15 protein-coding genes, 1 other RNA gene and 2 other annotated features (1 of these 18 running past the window's edge) are annotated in these 17,769 nt (G+C 36.6%); of the genes, 3 read left to right on the top strand and 13 right to left on the bottom strand.

Annotated elements, in window-relative coordinates; genetic code table 11:
• Positions 1-142: a binding site (T-box leader), on the bottom strand; it reaches 68 nt to the left of the window's first position.
• A gap of 42 nt (positions 143-184) precedes the next feature.
• The 7 genes from X953_RS08850 to cymR all read right to left on the bottom strand — a co-directional run bounded on the left by X953_RS08850 (position 185) and on the right by cymR (position 7,374).
• On the bottom strand, positions 185-1,084 hold the full coding sequence (locus X953_RS08850) for an AI-2E family transporter (protein WP_232217792.1): 900 nt from the start codon (positions 1,082-1,084) through the stop codon (positions 185-187).
• Positions 1,085-1,301: 217 nt separating this feature from the next.
• Positions 1,302-1,490, bottom strand: a complete 189-nt coding sequence (locus X953_RS08845) for a hypothetical protein (protein WP_040955242.1) — start codon at positions 1,488-1,490, stop codon at positions 1,302-1,304.
• Between the two features lie 73 nt (positions 1,491-1,563).
• Positions 1,564-3,876 carry an ATP-dependent RecD-like DNA helicase gene (locus tag X953_RS08840; RefSeq protein ID WP_040955241.1) on the bottom strand — a complete coding sequence of 771 codons (2,313 nt, stop codon included), beginning with the start codon at positions 3,874-3,876 and terminating at the stop codon, positions 1,564-1,566.
• Between the two features lie 19 nt (positions 3,877-3,895).
• Positions 3,896-4,558, bottom strand: a complete 663-nt coding sequence (locus X953_RS08835) for a tetratricopeptide repeat protein (RefSeq protein WP_040955240.1) — start codon at positions 4,556-4,558, stop codon at positions 3,896-3,898.
• A 15-nt stretch (positions 4,559-4,573) separates the two neighbouring features.
• The gene (mnmA, locus tag X953_RS08830; protein ID WP_040955239.1) at positions 4,574-5,686 is read right to left on the bottom strand and encodes a tRNA 2-thiouridine(34) synthase MnmA; all 1,113 of its coding nucleotides are present in this window, start codon (positions 5,684-5,686) and stop codon (positions 4,574-4,576) included.
• Positions 5,687-5,701: 15 nt separating this feature from the next.
• Positions 5,702-6,844, bottom strand: coding sequence for a cysteine desulfurase family protein (locus X953_RS08825; protein WP_040955238.1), 1,143 nt, complete (start codon positions 6,842-6,844; stop codon positions 5,702-5,704).
• A 110-nt stretch (positions 6,845-6,954) separates the two neighbouring features.
• Positions 6,955-7,374 carry a cysteine metabolism transcriptional regulator CymR gene (gene cymR, locus X953_RS08820; RefSeq protein WP_040955237.1) on the bottom strand — a complete coding sequence of 140 codons (420 nt, stop codon included), beginning with the start codon at positions 7,372-7,374 and terminating at the stop codon, positions 6,955-6,957.
• A gap of 142 nt (positions 7,375-7,516) precedes the next feature.
• Here cymR and X953_RS08815 point away from each other — a divergent pair, with 142 nt between their 5' ends.
• Complete coding sequence (locus X953_RS08815; RefSeq protein ID WP_040955236.1) at positions 7,517-8,794, top strand: replication-associated recombination protein A; 1,278 nt, start codon at positions 7,517-7,519, stop codon at positions 8,792-8,794.
• 85 nt (positions 8,795-8,879) lie between these two features.
• Positions 8,880-9,536, top strand: coding sequence for an RsfA family transcriptional regulator (locus X953_RS08810; RefSeq protein WP_040955235.1), 657 nt, complete (start codon positions 8,880-8,882; stop codon positions 9,534-9,536).
• Between the two features lie 220 nt (positions 9,537-9,756).
• On the opposite strand, the gene ssrS is transcribed toward X953_RS08810, so the two are convergent.
• The 4 genes from ssrS to X953_RS20055 all read right to left on the bottom strand — a co-directional run bounded on the left by ssrS (position 9,757) and on the right by X953_RS20055 (position 13,611).
• Positions 9,757-9,948, bottom strand: a non-coding RNA gene (gene ssrS, locus X953_RS19480) — 6S RNA.
• Between the two features lie 113 nt (positions 9,949-10,061).
• Positions 10,062-11,831 carry an aspartate--tRNA ligase gene (gene aspS, locus X953_RS08805; RefSeq protein ID WP_040955234.1) on the bottom strand — a complete coding sequence of 590 codons (1,770 nt, stop codon included), beginning with the start codon at positions 11,829-11,831 and terminating at the stop codon, positions 10,062-10,064.
• An 11-nt stretch (positions 11,832-11,842) separates the two neighbouring features.
• Positions 11,843-13,111, bottom strand: coding sequence for a histidine--tRNA ligase (hisS, locus tag X953_RS08800; RefSeq protein ID WP_040957054.1), 1,269 nt, complete (start codon positions 13,109-13,111; stop codon positions 11,843-11,845).
• Positions 13,112-13,160: 49 nt separating this feature from the next.
• Positions 13,161-13,378: a binding site (T-box leader), on the bottom strand.
• 59 nt (positions 13,379-13,437) lie between these two features.
• A complete protein-coding gene (locus X953_RS20055) occupies positions 13,438-13,611 on the bottom strand; it encodes a hypothetical protein (RefSeq protein ID WP_019377842.1) in 174 nt (57 codons plus the stop codon).
• Between the two features lie 124 nt (positions 13,612-13,735).
• Here X953_RS20055 and X953_RS08795 point away from each other — a divergent pair, with 124 nt between their 5' ends.
• Complete coding sequence (locus tag X953_RS08795; RefSeq protein WP_052350097.1) at positions 13,736-14,755, top strand: N-acetylmuramoyl-L-alanine amidase; 1,020 nt, start codon at positions 13,736-13,738, stop codon at positions 14,753-14,755.
• Between the two features lie 148 nt (positions 14,756-14,903).
• Here the strand turns inward: X953_RS08795 and dtd are convergent, their stop codons facing one another.
• Both dtd and X953_RS08785 read right to left on the bottom strand, forming a co-directional pair.
• On the bottom strand, positions 14,904-15,350 hold the full coding sequence (gene dtd / locus X953_RS08790) for a D-aminoacyl-tRNA deacylase (RefSeq protein ID WP_040955233.1): 447 nt from the start codon (positions 15,348-15,350) through the stop codon (positions 14,904-14,906).
• Between the two features lie 30 nt (positions 15,351-15,380).
• Positions 15,381-17,585, bottom strand: coding sequence for a bifunctional (p)ppGpp synthetase/guanosine-3',5'-bis(diphosphate) 3'-pyrophosphohydrolase (locus tag X953_RS08785; protein ID WP_040955232.1), 2,205 nt, complete (start codon positions 17,583-17,585; stop codon positions 15,381-15,383).
• Positions 17,586-17,769: the final 184 nt, after the last annotated feature.

Genomic DNA, 17,769 nt, shown 5'->3' with positions numbered 1-17,769 from the left:
ATGTTAACGGTATGAAACCGACGGGAATTAGCCGCACTCCAGTTTAGCTTTCCATGATTCTTGCTTAGGATTTTTTTCAGCCCATTGAAAATCCCTCTCTTTAAACCGATCATCATGTACTTATAACTTTCAACGTGTTTCATATACTAGTTTAGCGATATTATAATTAACTTTAGCTTTATTGTCAATTATAACTCTTAAATGCACGTAAATGTGTGACAACTACTTTAATTATCGTCAATGCTGGTACAGCAACAATCATCCCAACCACCCCAAATAACTGGCCTCCAAGCAGTAATACAAATATGATTACCACAGGATGAATCTGAATGCTTTTACCTACTATAAAAGGTGCCAAAAGATTGCTTTCAATTAACTGAATGATAAATACTCCTATAATCACGTAAATAACAAGTTTCCCCGAGAGAGTGAAGCCGACCATTGCAGCAGGTACAGCACCTATGATAGGCCCAAAATAAGGGATTAGATTAGTTATACCCATAATGATTGACAATAATAGAGCATATTTTAAATTTAGTAATTGAAATAAGATAAAAGAAGCTATACTTACAAATAGACAGACAATTAGCTGACCCCGTATATAATTTCCTAAGTTCTCATCAATCGCCTCAGCCATCTTACCTGTCTGATACCGATATTTCCCTGGGACTAACCGCTTACAATAGGCCTTAATTTTAGTATAATCTTTTAAAAAATAAAAGACTAAAACAGGGATTACCATTAGAAAAATAATGGTATCAATTATCTTGGTAAAACCACCAATTAACTTAGATAATATCTTATCAATGGATTTTTCTGCATGCAGAATTAGTTCATCAATTTTATCATGTACTGTTTCAGGTAGAAACGAGGTATATTCGTATAATTTATAAATTAATTCCTCATACAGCTTGATGAATTGTGGTAATTGCTCATTTAAGTCGCGTAATTGCAAGATAATCATTGGATAAATCCGATAAATCAAGTAGGTTATACTACCAAAGAAAAGGAAGTAAATAAGTAATATTGCTATGCCCCTATGTATGTTGTATTGTTGCAATTTATTAACTACTGGATAGAGCAAATAGGCAATTAAACAAGCAACAATAAAAAGGCGCTAATAGACGCCAAATAAAAGAAAGTACTGTACCATACATAGGAAACAATTTAATAAATAGATAAAAGAACAAAAATAAAAAGATTCCAATTAACAGCCAATATAAATATGCAAGCTCTTTTCTTTCTTTCCACAATGGTAATCTCCCCTTAGCCAAAATTAATTATATTTATAGATAATTAGGCTACCATTGCAGTTTTCTTTCATCCTTTGAAAACAAATCATTTAGCGAACTTAATGAACCATCTACCTCCACTTGATGAATTGCCAGTTCATTATTAATTACTGATAGCTCAATAAAACATGTCCAACAGTAATATTGTTGCATACCAATCTTTCCTAAGTCTCTTCCGTTACAATTTGGGCATCGCATACATATAAAGCTCCTTTTGTTGTACTTTATTATGTTATGCTAACCCGTTTTTTGTATATATATACCTCTCTTCTCACATAAAATCATACGGAGAAATGTCATCTTCTATTAGCGATTCGTCCAACTTATTAGCTTGAGTTTGTATTCTTTCTAATAATTGTTCCTTCAACGTTGTATACCGTTTATTCGTATCCATTGTTTGCACTCCTCTCAGGAATGCGTCTTGTTCCCCACATATTATAAGTGATTGTTTACTTCTGGTAATTGCGGTATAAAGTAAGTTTTTCCTTAACATACGGCGATATGCAGAAACTACTGGCATAATAACTATAGGAAATTCACTTCCTTGAGATTTATGAATTGATATGCAATAAGCATGCATAATATTCACGTAATCTTTACGCTCATAAACTACTTCCTTCTCATCAAATAGGACCACTAGTTGTTCCACATTATCCGTGTTTTCATCTTCTCTGAAAATAGCTACGACTTCCCCAATATCACCGTTAAATACATTGTCTTCTGGCTGGTTTACAAGCTGGATTACCTTGTCTCCTTTTCGGAATATAGTATCAGCAAACTTTACTTCTCTTTTTCTCTTATCTCTTGGATTAATTAATTGTTGGAGTTCTCTATTAATCATAGTAATACCAGCAAGAGAGCGATACATTGGTGCAAGTACTTGAATATCCTTGACATCAATCCCTTTGGAGATAGCTTTGGAAATAATTGTAGTAATAACTTCAATCATTTGATGTTCGTAACAAGGAATATAACTAAAATCTTTATCATTTTCTAGTTGAATTAGTTCATTATTTTTGATTTGGTGTGCAAGCTGAATAATCTTCGACCCTTCTTTTTGTCGATATACATCCGTTAATTGCACATAGGGGAGCACGTCACTCGCTAACAAATCCGTTAACACTTGGCCAGGGCCCACAGATGGTAATTGATCTTCATCACCAACTATTAATACTTGCATGTCTTCAGGAATTGCTTTAAATAAATGATTGGCGAGCCAAATATCAACCATGGAAAACTCATCAATGATCAGAAACCTTCCACTTAATTGCTCGTCTTCTGTCTTATTGAACCCACTTTTTCCATCCCATCCCAGTAACCTGTGTATTGTTACTGCAGGTAGACCAGTTGATTCTGTAAGTCTTTTGGCAGCACGGCCAGTAGGCGCAGTCAGTATAAATGGAAATTCAGACATATCCTTATACTCATGTGTATCAAGAGATAAATTATGGATGGTGGAAAAAGCCTTAATTATTCCTTTAATAACCGTTGTTTTCCCCGTTCCTGGTCCACCTGTAAGTATTAACACTTTTGAATGCACGGCCTGGTTTATAGCTGAAAACTGTTCCTTTCCATAGCTTAAAATTTCTGTTTCCTCTATATCACCGATAATTTTCATCAATTCAGCAAGAGGTGTTTCATGCTCCATAGATTTACTTATGATCCGATTTAACTGGGAAGCAAACCCATCTTCAGCATAATAAAGAGAAGGCAAATAAACACGATCCTGCAGAATAATCACAGATTTAGTTGTATTTAATTCTTTTAACCTTTCTGTAATAATATCGATCGAAAGCGAATGAGCAGATAACAAATCCAAAACTTTCTCCACACAAACAGATATGGGCAAATATACGTGCCCATCCTGTACACTTTTTTGCAATGTGTATATACAACCAGCACCGATACGATTAGGATGAGTAGGCGAGAGCCCTCTCTGGCCTGCTATTTGGTCTGCAGTTTGAAATCCAAACCCCTCTATGTCGAAAACATATTGGTATGGATCTTCTTCAAGAATCGTTATTGCATCCTCTTTATATTCTTGATAGATTTTTTGTGCCATCTTTAAGCCAATATTGTATTTGGCTAAATAGACAACAATATGCTCAAAGCCTTGATTTTCCTGAAGGCTTTGAGCAAGTGAATCTGCAGTATCTTTACTCAATCCTGGAACACCGTTTAACACATTACGATCATTTAAAATCTTCGAAACTGCATTCTCCCCTAAATGCTGAACTATTTTACCAGCCGTCTTCTTCCCGATACCATAGAATAAATCGCTTGATAAATAAGCAATCAACCCCTCAGTTGTATCTGGAATATACGTTTTATAAGAAGTAACCCGGTATTGAAGTCCGAATTTAGGGTGATTTTCAAAGAGTCCATAGAAAAGATAGGCTGTTTGCTCCTGTAGATTTGAGAAATAACCTTTGGCTATTATTTCTTTTTCTTTGAAATCCTCATTCGTATCAATCACTTTAATTTTAGCAATTGAGAAATGTTCCGCTTCGTTATGAAAAATCGTATGCAAAAGTTCACCTTTCACATAACCTTGCTCCACTATCGATTGTTTTTCCGTATCCATTTGCAACAACCCCAATTGCTTATTGTTCGCTTAGAAAACTTTCAACATTTTTTTTTCCGTTCGCAGCAAGCACATGCTCCGGTTGAATGGATAAAGCTTTTTCAAAATGTGCCAATGCTTCGTTGGCTTCTTCCCGGTAGAGAGAAATGACCCCTAAATTATAATAAGCATCACTATGCTCTTTATTTATTTTTAACACGTTATTAAACACTTTTTCTGCATCTCCAATATGATTGCTTTGCGCTAAAGTAAGCCCATATTGAAATAAAATTTCTTCATCTTCAGGTGCAAGCTCTGTAGCACGAAGAAGAAAAGGAATGGCTAACGTATAATGTTCCTCATGACGGAAACTCATGCCTAACATATAATAGACATCTGCTTCTTCCAAGCCAAGGTCAATAGCTTTTTGAAAGTTTTCTTGGGCTTTTGGATAAATGGATTTTTCAAAATACGTATTCCCTAGTCCGTAATAGGCAGTAGCTGCAGATTCATCAAGTACAATAGCTTTTTCAAAAAAACGCTCGGCTCGTGTATAATCCTTCATGTGTACCAACAAATTACCAAAATTGATATAACCTACCGGATCATCCTGGTTTTCTTCAATATAGGATGTCAATAGAGTCGCAGCTTCCTCCAGTTTGTTCTCTTTCATCAATTGAATAGCTTCTTTATTTTTGTCCACAAGTAAAACTCCTTATTAACCTACATAGTCAAGTGCTTTGCCATTTTTAATAATTTCATCTATTGTGCCTCCACCCAGGCAAACTTCTCCATCGTAAAAAACTACAGCTTGTCCTGGTGTAACAGCACGTTCTCGATCTGTAAACACCACTTCCACTTTATTATCAGGAAGTATGTTCACTTTTACTTCACTATCTTTTTGGCGATAACGAAATTTAGCAGTACATGTAAAAGTATCTTGCACTTTATCCGGTGTTATCCAATTTACATCTGTGGCAATTAATGCATCAGAATATAGTTTTTCATTGGAATACCCCTGTTCCACATATAGAATATTGTCTTTAAGGTTTTTACCAACAACAAACCAGGGATCGCCAGCTCCACCTATTCCAAGTCCTTGCCGTTGTCCGATTGTATAATACATTAATCCATCGTGTTGACCCTTTTCTTTACCATCTAATGTTGTCATTTTGCCAGGCTGTGCGGGCAGGTATTCACTTAGGAATTCCTTGAAATTACGCTCCCCAATAAAACAAATGCCAGTACTATCTTTTTTTGTAGCTGTTGCCAAATCATTCTCCTTGGCGATTTCACGAACACGAGATTTAGGCATATTACCCAATGGAAACATTACTTTTTCTAGTACATCCTCTGTCAATTGATTGAGAAAGTATGTCTGATCTTTATTATCATCCACTCCACGTAACATCTCATAGCGTCCATTATTCTCTCTAACCTGCGCATAGTGACCTGTAGCCAGGTAATCTGCTCCCAATGACATGGCATGATCCAAAAAAGCTTTAAATTTAATTTCTTTATTACACATTACATCTGGATTCGGGGTTCTTCCTGCTCGATACTCATCAAGAAAATAAGTGAAAACCTTATCCCAATATTGCTTTTCAAAATTAACAGCATAATACGGAATGCCAATTTGATTACAAACTCGCACAACATCTTCATAATCTTCTGTGGCTGTGCAGACACCAAATTCGTCTGTATCGTCCCAATTTTTCATAAATATCCCTACAACATCATATCCTTGTTGCTTTAATAGAAGAGCAGCAACAGAAGAATCTACTCCTCCGCTCATTCCTACAACTACGCGTATATCTTTATTACTTTTCATTTATATCAAATCCTTTTAAGAAGTTAAGCGATGAACGATTTTCGCAACTCGTTCCGCTGCCTCTATGACATTTTCTTTTGAATTATGACTTCCAAAACTAAATCGAATAGAGTTTATCGTTCGATCATTATTGGCACCATACATGGCAGACAATACATGAGATGGTTCTACAGATCCCGCAGTACAAGCACTTCCGCTTGAAGCAGCAATCCCACTTAAATCAAAGTTAGTTAGCAATGCTTCTACATTGGTTCCCGGGAAACTAATATTCACAGTAGAAGGAATTGTAGAATCATACTCTCCATTTACTAAAAAGTTAATTTTGTTATTTTTTAATTCCTCTAAGAATAAATCTTTATAAGACTGATAAAGCCTCTTTCTTTCTTCACGATAATCCATAGCCAATTCTACTGCTTTTTGGAATCCTACTACACTAACTACATTCTCTGTTCCTGGTCGGCGTTTCCGCTCCTGCTCCCCGCCAAATTGGAGGGGGTCAACTTTCACGTTTTCTCCTATATATATAAATCCAATTCCTTTTGGACCATTAATTTTATGAGACGAGACAGTCAATAAATCAATTCCCATTTCTTGGACGTTCACTTCCATTAAACCAAATAGCTGAACAGCATCTGTGTGAAAATAGGCAGAATAATCTCTTAGTAAATTGCCAATTTCCTTCACTGGTTGAATAATTCCTGTTTCATTATTGGCAGCCATGATAGATACCAAAACAGTGTCTGGACGAAGTGAATTTCTCAGATCCTCCACACTTATTTTCCCATTTTCGTACACAGGTAAATAAGTAACCTCAAATCCTTCTCTTTCTAGTTTCTGCGCAGTATGAAGAATAGCATGATGTTCTTGCTCCGAGGTAATAATATGCTTTCCTCTACTCTTATTGTATTTTGCCGTACCAATCAATGCCATATTGTCAGCTTCAGTGCCCCCACTTGTAAAGACGATTTCCCTTTCATTAGCATGTATGCTTTTGGCCATTGTCCTTCTTGCCTGGTCAACTAAATATCTTGCTTTCCTCCCAAAAGAATGAATACTTGATGGGTTACCGAACACCTCCTTGTATACAGGATACATGGCGTCAATGACTTCTTGATTCAATGGTGTAGTAGCGGCATGATCTAAATAAATGGGTTCCATTATTAATCTATCCTTCCATACTTCTTCTGATTTTTCTCTATGAATGAATGCATATGACTAATCTTGACGACATCAATAAGAAGAAAGTACATACTTACATTTTTCACCTATTAAATATAAAACATATACGCTTCCTTTGGTCCGTCATCTTCATAGTGTATTAAATCTTCTAATGTTGTTGTATCTAGTACATCTTTTACCGCATCTCGGATTCGAATCCATAAAGCTTGCTTGGCAGGTTCTTCATTTTCAATGCCTTCAACGGGAGTAATAGGTCCTTCAAGTACCCTAATAATATCCCCTGCCTTGATTTCCTTCGGGTCTTTTGCTAACACATACCCTCCGTAGGCGCCACGAATGCTCTTTATTAAACCAGCGTTCCGCAGTGGGGAAGCAAGTTGTTCTAAATAATGCTCTGATAAGTCATTATCCTTTGCAATTGATTTTAGAGAGGTAGGCCCATTACCGTGCTTCTTTGCAAGGTCTATCATAATTGTTAACCCGTATCTACCTTTTGTTGAAATCTTCATTTAGTACACCTCTATCTAGAATTACGTTGCTATACGTACCTAATAATACATGATATTATAGCATGAATGATGCTTTTCTTGCATTTGAACGATACTTTGAATACTGAATCACCTATTAATATGGAGAAAAAGGAAGATAACTATGTCAAACAAACCACTAGCTTTTCGAATGAGGCCCGATTCTATAGATGAGATAATTGGACAAGAACATTTGGTAGCTGAAGGAAAAATAATAAATCGAATGGTCAAAGCAGAACGTTTAGCTTCTATGATTCTTTTCGGACCACCAGGCACAGGTAAAACGTCATTGGCAACTGCTATTGCCAAAAGTTTAGGAATTCGATACAAATTACTCAATGCTGTTACTGATAAAAAGAAGGATATGGAAATTGTTGTTGAAGAAGCAAAGATGACAGGTAAAATGGTGATGATACTCGATGAAGTACATCGCCTGGATAAGGGAAAGCAAGATTTCCTTCTGCCACATCTAGAGAGTAATCTAATTACGCTAATAGGTTGTACTACAAGTAACCCATATCACGCTATAAACCCCGCTATTAGAAGTCGTTGTCACCTTTTTGAATTACATACTCTTACCATTGGTCATATTAAACTGGCAATCGAAAGAGCAATAAAGAACACAATAAATGGTTTGGGTGAACAAGATATCGTAATTAGTGAAAAAGCACTGGAACATTTTGCATTTAGTGCCAATGGGGATATGCGTGCAGCTTTAAATGGTCTAGAATTAGCTGTTTCTTCCACCCCGGCTGATGCCCTTAATCAAATCAACGTTAGTTTGGAAATTGCTGAAGAATGTATGCAGAAAAAAAGCTTCTCACATGATAAGAATGGAGACGCCCATTATGATGTGTTATCCGCTTTTCAGAAGTCTATTCGTGGTAGCGATGTAGATGCTGCTCTTCATTATCTCGGTAGATTGATTGAAGCTGGTGATTTAGACAGTATTGCAAGAAGAATGATTGTCACTGCTTATGAAGATATTGGGGTGGCTAATCCACAGGCTGGTCCCCGTGCAGTTGCTGCTGTCCAGGCAGCTGAAAGATTAGGTTTTCCAGAAGCCCGGATCCCTCTTGCAGTAGTTATTGTGGAATTGTGCCTTTCACCAAAGTCAAACACAGCATACAAGGCTTTGGATGCAGCTTTAACAGACATTCGCAATGGTAAGTCAGGAGAAATTCCTCAACATCTAAAGGATTCTCATTATTCTGGTGCTGCATTTCTTGGAAGAGGAAATGAATATAAATATCCACATAACTATGAGAACAATTGGGTTAACCAACAATATTTACCTGATTCTATTAAAAACAAACACTATTATCAACCAAAAAATACAGGGAAATTTGAACAAGCTATGAAACAAGTTTATGAAAGAATTCAAGCTGATAAACAAAAATAAGGTATAAAACTCCATAATCAGGTAAGACTATGAGATAAAATATGAAATCTATTTAAAGTTGTTACTAAAAAGGAGTTGGAACACAATGGTTAAGGTTAGGCAAGACGCTTGGTCCCATGAGGATGACCTATTACTAGCAGAGACGGTGCTACGCCATATTAGAGAAGGAAGCACGCAATTAAATGCGTTTGAAGAAGTTGGTGATAAGCTAAATAGAACTTCAGCTGCATGCGGCTTCCGATGGAATGCAGAGGTACGTTCAAAATATGAGAATGCTATCGATCTTGCAAAACGACAGCGTAAAGAGAAAAAACGAGCAGTTGCTGCAGCAGGTCAAAAATTAAATAAACCTGTTATTGAATTATCACAGACTGCAGAAGCTCACATAGACAGTAATTCTGAATATAGTGAAGCAACAGCTAGTACATTAACAATTGATTCCGTTATACGATTTCTTAAAGATTTGAAAAAAGACTATTATGCTTCCAATCAATCAAAAAATACGTTGGAGCAATATAAAAAGGATAACTTAAAATTACATGATCAAGTCAATCAGTTAGAAAAGCAACTGGCCCAAACAGAAGCTCAATTATCTACTATTCAAGAAGATTATCAAGTCTTTATTCAAATTATGGATCGGGCAAGAAAGATGACTGTATTAGATGATCAGGGTACCATGCCATCCCCTGCATTCCGCATGGATAAAAATGGCAACCTGCAACAATTAGCACAAGGAAATTAGGAAAAGCGCAAGCGCCTTGGTCACCCCTGCCAAGCTTAAGGCAAGAATTTGTATTGGCGGTCTTTGCCATGAAGAGTTATTGAAGAGGATATTTGCTGAAGCTGGACATAGCCATTCATGCATAAGAACATAATAGAGCCAAAAAATCTATACTCTCTTACTTTATAATAAATAAGAAAAACACCTGCCTCGACAGGTGTTTTTCTTATTATGTATGTTATCAGGTCCCGATTGTGCCGTCTAATTGTAAGTTTTGATCCCGCTCATAGCAGGTGGGTGCTCTGTTCTATATTTATTATGCTTCCTCACGTCCAATGGACAAGGCATGCACGCAATATAGAAACTAATTCGAGCTCCCTTTTTTAATGTTGTTCGGTCAAACACTTTTAATAGACGAACACATCAGGATTGATAACTTTGCTAATTAGATTGTATTTATATACTACCATACGAAAAAATACATTTCAATAATTTTTCCTTCAAATATACATTACATTTGTTACAACTACCTAACAACCATTGGAGTTAGTCATTTTTCTTTTGTACTTGAATAGATAACTCGCCAAGTTGATCATTACTTACAGTACTAGGCGCATCTGTTAACAAGTCTGTAGCTGAAGCTGTTTTCGGGAACAAAATTGTATCCCTAAGATTTGTGCTGCCGGCCAATAGCATAATAATACGGTCTAATCCTAAAGCCACGCCTCCGTGTGGGGGGGCTCCATATTCCAAGGCTTCAAGTAAGAAGCCAAACTGGGCTTGTGCTTCTTCTTCTGAAAACCCTAATACACTGAACATTTTATCCTGCAATTCTTTTTTATAGATTCTAATTGAGCCTCCGCCCAATTCATATCCATTTAAGACTAAATCATATGCATTTGCTCGAACACTTCCCGGGTCAATACTTAGTTTTTCTATGTCCTCTTCAACAGGTGAAGTAAATGGATGATGTGCTGCAAAATATCGCTTAGCATCCTCGTCGTATTCCAACAATGGCCAATCTGTTACCCAAAGAAAATTAAATTTACTTTGATCAATTAATTCAAGATCCTTTCCTAGTTTTATACGAAGTGCCCCAAGACTATCGTATACAATGGAAGTTTTATCCGAACCAAATAACAAAAGGTCACCATCTTCTGCTGCTGCAGTATTTTTTAATCCTTGGATTTCTTCCTCTGTTAAGAATTTAGCAATAGGTCCCTTTAATTCATCGCCTTCTACTTTAAGCCAAGCAAGCCCTTTGGCGCCATAAACTTTAACATATTCTGTTAGTTTATCGATATCTTTCCGGGAGAAATTAGCGGCTTCTCCTTTTACATTTAATAAACAAACGATGCCACCAGCTTCAATTGCTTGTTGAAATACCTTGAAGTTGGAATTTTTTAACACTTCTGTGGCATGAATGAGTTCCATACCAAAACGAGTATCCGGTTTATCAGAACCATATCTACTCATAGCTTCATCATAAGGCATTCTAGGTAAAGGCAGTGTAATGTCTATGTTTTTCACTTCCTTCATTACCTGTTTCATCATTTTTTCTGTCATATTCATAATATCATCGCTCGACATAAAGGAGGTTTCAATATCAATCTGAGTAAATTCAGGCTGCCGATCTGCCCTTAAATCTTCATCACGGAAACATCGTGCAATCTGATAATATTTCTCAAAACCACCCATCATGATCAATTGCTTAAATAGTTGTGGAGATTGTGGTAAAGCATAGAATTCTCCAGGATGCACACGGCTTGGCACTAAATAATCCCGAGCTCCCTCTGGCGTACTCTTTGTTAGCATAGGTGTTTCCATTTCAAGAAATCCATTCTCATTTAAAAAGTTTCTGACAGTCTGTGTTGTTTGATGGCGCAATTTAAATGTCTCTTGAAGACCACTTCTACGCATATCCATATAGCGGTATTTTAAACGTATATCCTCTGCTACATCAATATCGTCTTGGATTGGGAATGGGGGAGTCTTGGCTTTATTTAATATTTTAATTTCTGTTGCAAGTACTTCTATTTCTCCAGTAGCCATTAATTTGTTTACGGTCGATTCATCTCTTTTCACTACATTTCCAATTACTTCTACAACATATTCACTTCTAATTGTTTCAGCAATTTTTAAGGCTTCTGCAGAATGATCAGGATTAAAAACTACTTGTACTATTCCTGATCTGTCGCGAAGGTCTATAAAGATTAAACCACCTAAATCCCGACGTTTTTGTACCCATCCCTTAAGTAAAACCGAGTAATCGACGTTTTCGTTTCCAAGTTTCCCTGCCATTTGTCTTACACTCATGTAATTTCCTCCTACAATTTTCCTTTAATGAATTGTGCCAGTTGTGCTAGTGGCACCTCTATTTGTTCACCTGTTTCCATCGTTTTCACATTCATAATTTGTTTTTCCAATTCTGACTCTCCTAGCACTAAAACAAATTTTGCTTTTAGCCTGTCAGCTGCTTTAAATTGAGCTTTTGGCTTACGACCTTGATAATCCTTATCAACTTGAATACCAGATTGGCGAAGTAAGTGGGTAACTCGAACAGCTTCATTTTCTGCATTTTCACCAAAGGCTACAATATAACAATCCAACTCATTATTAACAGGAATATCAATATTTTCTGCTTCTAAGGCCATCAGGAGTCTTTCAATACCCATCCCAAAGCCGATTCCAGGTGTTGCTGGACCCCCTAACTCCTCTACAAGTCCGTTATATCTACCACCACCGGCTAATGTGGTAATTGCACCAAAACCTTTTGCTTCACTCATAATTTCAAAGGCAGTATGGTTATAATAGTCCAACCCACGAACCAATTTCGGATCAATTGTATACTCAATATTCATTGTTGTTAAATAGCTTTTCACCTGCTCAAAATAGCCTTTTGACTCCTCATTTAAATAGTCTAGAATAGATGGTGCTGTTTTCATAGCTGGATGATCGCGATCTGTTTTACAATCAAGCACCCTTAGTGGATTCTGTTGTAAACGAGATTGACAATCAGTGCATAATTCGTCTTTATGAGGGGCAAAATGTTCTATTAAAGCTTGACGATGATTATTTCGGCTTTCGTGATCACCTAATGAATTAATAACTAGTTTTAATGATTTTAGCCCTAGCTCTTTATAACAAGTCATTGCTAGATCAATAACTTCTGCATCTACAGCAGGGTTAGCACTGCCAAGCACTTCAACCCCAAACTGATTTAACTGCCGCATTCTTCCTTTTTGTGGACGTTCATAACGGAACATAGAAGCGAAATAGTATAGCTTAGTCGGCTGATTTGGGTCCCCGAATAACTTATTTTCTACGAATGCTCTAACTACAGGAGCGGTTCCTTCTGGACGCAGTGTTAAACTTCTTCCACCTCTGTCTTCAAATGTATACATCTCTTTTTGCACAATGTCAGTTGTATCGCCTACACCTCTTTGAAATACCTCTGTATGTTCGAAAAGCGGTGTACGAATCTCTTCAAAGTGAAATCGATCACAAATATTTTTAATTTTCCCTTCAACAAATTGCCATTTTTTAGAGTCCTTAGGCAAAAGATCCACTGTGCCTCTTGGTGCTTTAAAACTCATTGTAATACCTCCCGTTTTTTCCATACAAAAAACTCCCGTCCCTTATAATATAAGGGACGAGAGTTAACCCGCGTTGCCACCCTAGTTGATGCAAATTGCATCCGCTCTTCACAGTTAACGCCTGCAAAACGTTTATATCTACTTTGATTTCGATATAAATCCTCCAGAATGTCTTTCATCAGTCCAATATGCAAGAATGCTTTCAGCCAATGACATTCTCTCTCTTTCCATTTGAGTTCTGATTACTTTTTCTATCGACGGTTTAATGTATAGGTTAACATTGTACTATTGAATGACTATTATAATAATCTTTACAGAGACTAATGTCAAGAGCGAGTAATCTTTTTCTTTAAAGTCTTTACTTCACCAAGAGTAATCCCTAATTCTTGAGCAATCTCCATATGACTACTATCCGCCTCAATTTCTACAAAGCGGTGAAGGTTTACACCAAAGATTTCCTTATTATTACCAGCATTCCATTGTTTATCATTTGTTCGCAATTGGGTCCCTCCTCCACTTCACCCACATCACAAGCAGGTATCCAAGGTTATTTTTTTATTTTTGCCAAAGAACAGTGAATTTATTATACTTAAAGGAAAGTTTTATATAATGGGGGTTGTTCTATTGCAGTCATTAAGAAGTATTCTTACTCTTATAGTTGTATTGTCTACACTTTTACTTCCATTTTCTGTTCTTGCTGAAGAAGCATTAATTAAGACAAATTATCTAAATGTAAGAAATGGCCCCGAGGAGAGCCATTCTAAAATAGATCAGGTACATAAAGGAGAAATCTACCCCATACTGGAACAACAGAAAAATTGGGTAAAAATCAAGCTAGAAAATAAGAGTGGATGGGTCTCTCTAGATTACATCAATGTGCAAAATCAGCTGCCAACTGTTAATCAGCTAAAAATAGCTTATGATCAAGTTCATCTGAGAGAAGGTCCTTCCACCGACCATTCAATTACTTCTTTTGCTAAAAAGGGCGATGACTTTGAGGTATTATCGTATAATAATGGATGGTATGAAGTGAAAAGCGAGCAAACTAGAGGCTATATACATGAACGTATTGCTCTGAAAGAGAAAAAATCCCGGTGTACAAATGTGAAAAATAAGACGATTGTTATTGATGCTGGTCATGGCGGTCGCGATGTTGGAGCCATTGGTATAACCGGAATACAGGAAAAGCATCTTGCATACAAAACCGCAGAGCTATTAAAAGAGAAGCTTATCTTGCTTGGAGCTAATGTCACTCTTACAAGACTAAATGACGAATTTATATCACTTGCAAGCAGGACAAGCATAGCAAATATTTCTGGTGGGGAAGCCTTTCTTAGCCTGCACTATAACAGTGTAGCTGATTTACCCGACGTTTCAGGCATACAATCCTATTATTTTTTGAAGGACAGTAAGGAAATGGCTCAAGCGATCCAATCAGCGTTAATTAAGATAACAGGCGCAAATAATCGGGGAGTACATAAGGAAGACTTTTATGTATTGAGACAAAATAGAAACGAGGCAGTTCTTTTAGAATTAGGTTTTATATCTAACAAAGAGAGTCAACAACTTTTAACCACACAAGCATATCAAGAAAAAATCGTTGCCGGTATTATAAATGGATTGAACAACTACTTTTGTAATTAACAAGAGTGACTTAAATAAAAATAAATGCCGAGCCCCCGCTTTACTAAGCTTAATTGTAAGTAAAAAAAGCCAAAAACTATTTCGAATTATAGCTAAAAAGCTTCGAATAGTTTTCGGCTCGTGTTTTTGTGTGGCTATTATTTCAGTCTTATTTATCTTTACTATCAATAATTAGTGTAACAGGCCCAATATTTATTAATTGCACGTCCATCATTTCCCCAAAAACACCTGTTTCTAACGGAATACCTTGATCTTTTATCAATTGATTAAATAGTTCGTAAAGGGATTTTGCAGCATCCGGCTTAGCTGCCTGTATAAAATTAGGTCTTCTTCCCTTTTTTGTATCCCCATATAATGTAAATTGAGAGATAGAAAGGATACTTCCGTCCACATCTTTTAATGATAAGTTCATTTTGCCATCTTGATCCTCAAAAACACGCAAATTAATTATTTTATTCACAAGATATTTTGCATCCTCTTCCGTATCCTCATGGGTAACTCCCAATAAGACTACATAACCATAATCAATACTTCCAACCACTTCATTATTAACCTGCACACTAGCTTCTTTCGTGCGCTGAATTACTGCTTTCATTATATTGTACCCCTTTGTAAAATATCATAACTATTGTAACGTTCGGGTTACGGTATATACGTCTTTTATCTGTTTAATTCTTTCCACTACCTTACGTAAATGACTTGTATTATGAATTAGGATCGTTAATTGAACGATAGCCATTTTATTTCTATCCGATCTGCCAGTCACGTATGTTATGTTTGTTTTTGTTTCATTCACTGCCTGTAAAACTTCGTTGACAAGGCCACGCCGATCATATCCGGAAATATCTAAATCTACATGGTATTGTTTTTCTGTAGTTTGATTGCTTTCCCATTCTACATGTAGATAACGTTCTTTTGCCTCTTCTGTTTGGACGTTAGGACAATCTGCCCTGTGGACGGATACACCACGTCCCTTCGTAATATAACCCAGAATTTGGTCACCTGGCACAGGATTACAGCATTTAGCCAAACGGACCAGTAAATTGTCTACACCCTCCACTTGGACCCCGGAGTCTCTCTTATGAGCTTTTTTGCTTTTGATATCAGCGGTTTTTGCCTCTTCAATTGACTTGGCCAAATCCTGCTCTTTTTGCTTCGTCTGTCGGATTTTATCTGTTAGTCGAGTAGTAACTAAAGCTGCTGTAATTCCTTGATAGCCTACTGCAGCGTACATATCTTCCTCACTCGAAAAATTAAATTTCTCGAACACCCTTTGAAGATTATCTTGTGTTAATACTTCTTTAGGCTCCAATTGAAGCGCCCTAATTTCCTTATCAACCGCTTCTTTACCTTTAATAATATTTTCATCTCGTTGTTGCTTCTTAAAGAACTGCTTAATTTTACTTTTTGCCTGAGATGTTTGGGTTATTTTCAACCAGTCCTGTGATGGGCCATAGGAATGCTTAGATGTCATCACTTCAATGATGTCACCATTTTTTAATTTATAATCCAATGGCTCCATCTTACCGTTTACTTTGGCTCCTATAGTCTTATTTCCAATCTCTGTATGAATTTTATAGGCGAAATCTAAAGGGACGGATCCTGAAGGTAACTCGATTACGTCTCCTTTTGGAGTGAAAACATATACCATATCTGAAAACAAGTCCATCTTTAATGTTTCCATGAATTCTTCAGCATCATGGGTTTCATTTTGCCATTCCAATATTTCTCTAAACCAAGTCAACTTTTCTTCGAAGGATTTTTTATTTGTATTAACTTGTTTTCCTTCTTTATATGCCCAGTGGGCCGCAATTCCAAATTCAGCAATCTCATGCATTTCCTTTGTACGTATTTGTACTTCTAATGGGTCCCCTTTAGGTCCAATAACAGTGGTATGCAAAGACTGATACAAATTAGGCTTAGGCATTGCAATATAATCTTTGAATCTTCCAGGCATCGGCTTCCAGCATGTATGAATAATACCTAAAACAGCATAACAGTCCTTGATACTGTCAACCAGGATTCTTACAGCAAGCAAATCATATATTTCATTAAATTGCTTGTTCTGTTTTACCATTTTTCGATAAATACTGTATAAATGTTTCGGCCTTCCCGACATCTCGGCCTCTATATTAACTTCTTGCAGTTGTTTCGATACTTCTTCCATTACTTGTTCAATATATGATTCTCTTTGGTCTCTCTTCTGCTTCATCAGTTGGACAATGCGGTAATATTGTTGGGGGTTTAAGTATCGTAACGCTGTATCCTCAAGTTCCCATTTAATAGTAGAAATACCTAAACGGTGTGCTAAAGGTGCAAAAATTTCCAGCGTTTCGTTTGAAATGCGACGTTGTTTTTCTGGTGGCAAATGTTTTAAAGTACGCATATTGTGTAGACGGTCCGCCAACTTTATTAATATAACCCTTATATCTTTTGCCATAGCCACAAACATCTTACGGTGATTTTCGGCTTGAATTGCCTCTTTTGATTTATATTTAATTTTCCCTAGTTTGGTTACACCATCAACAAGCATAGCTACTTCATGATTAAAGGCTTGTTCGATTTCTTCCACAGTTATAGAGGTATCCTCTACGACATCATGCAAAAAACCTCCAGCAATTGTCTCTGGGTCCATTTCCAAGTCTACAAGAATCCCTGCGACTTGAACGGGATGTATAATATAAGGCTCGCCGGATTTTCTGAACTGCTCAGCATGTGCTCTCTCTGCAAACTCATAGGCACGCTTAATAAACGTGATATCATCATCAGAAAGATAGCCTTTCGCCTTCTTTACTATATCTTCAATTGTTAAAATATCTTCTTTAGCCATCGAATCACCTTGTCTGGAATTGTTCTTTAAATCCCCTGAATGTTTATTTATAATTTATATAAAAAGAAAATTATAATATTGATTATATTCTTTTTCCATCCATATGTACAATTAAAAAAATATTTTTTTGCTGAGATGAGATAATGTGGGCTTTACCGTTATATATTTTGTTCACCTAACCACA

The organism is Virgibacillus sp. SK37 (genome assembly GCF_000725285.1).
Lineage (GTDB): Bacteria > Bacillota > Bacilli > Bacillales > Amphibacillaceae > Virgibacillus_Q.
Note: the sequence above shows the minus strand (reverse complement) of the source record. Positions and strands in the feature narration are given on the sequence as shown.

Coding starts and splice junctions, on each gene's coding strand:
- X953_RS08845 (WP_040955242.1), bottom strand. CDS start 1,490: ATGCGATGCCCAAATTGTAACGGAAGAGACTTAGGAAAGATTGGTATG.
- X953_RS08840 (WP_040955241.1), bottom strand. CDS start 3,876: ATGGATACGGAAAAACAATCGATAGTGGAGCAAGGTTATGTGAAAGGT.
- mnmA (WP_040955239.1), bottom strand. CDS start 5,686: ATGAAAAGTAATAAAGATATACGCGTAGTTGTAGGAATGAGCGGAGGA.
- X953_RS08825 (WP_040955238.1), bottom strand. CDS start 6,844: ATGGAACCCATTTATTTAGATCATGCCGCTACTACACCATTGAATCAA.
- cymR (WP_040955237.1), bottom strand. CDS start 7,374: ATGAAGATTTCAACAAAAGGTAGATACGGGTTAACAATTATGATAGAC.
- X953_RS08815 (WP_040955236.1), top strand. CDS start 7,517: ATGTCAAACAAACCACTAGCTTTTCGAATGAGGCCCGATTCTATAGAT.
- X953_RS08810 (WP_040955235.1), top strand. CDS start 8,880: ATGGTTAAGGTTAGGCAAGACGCTTGGTCCCATGAGGATGACCTATTA.
- aspS (WP_040955234.1), bottom strand. CDS start 11,831: ATGAGTGTAAGACAAATGGCAGGGAAACTTGGAAACGAAAACGTCGAT.
- hisS (WP_040957054.1), bottom strand. CDS start 13,111: ATGAGTTTTAAAGCACCAAGAGGCACAGTGGATCTTTTGCCTAAGGAC.
- dtd (WP_040955233.1), bottom strand. CDS start 15,350: ATGAAAGCAGTAATTCAGCGCACGAAAGAAGCTAGTGTGCAGGTTAAT.
- X953_RS08785 (WP_040955232.1), bottom strand. CDS start 17,585: ATGGCTAAAGAAGATATTTTAACAATTGAAGATATAGTAAAGAAGGCG.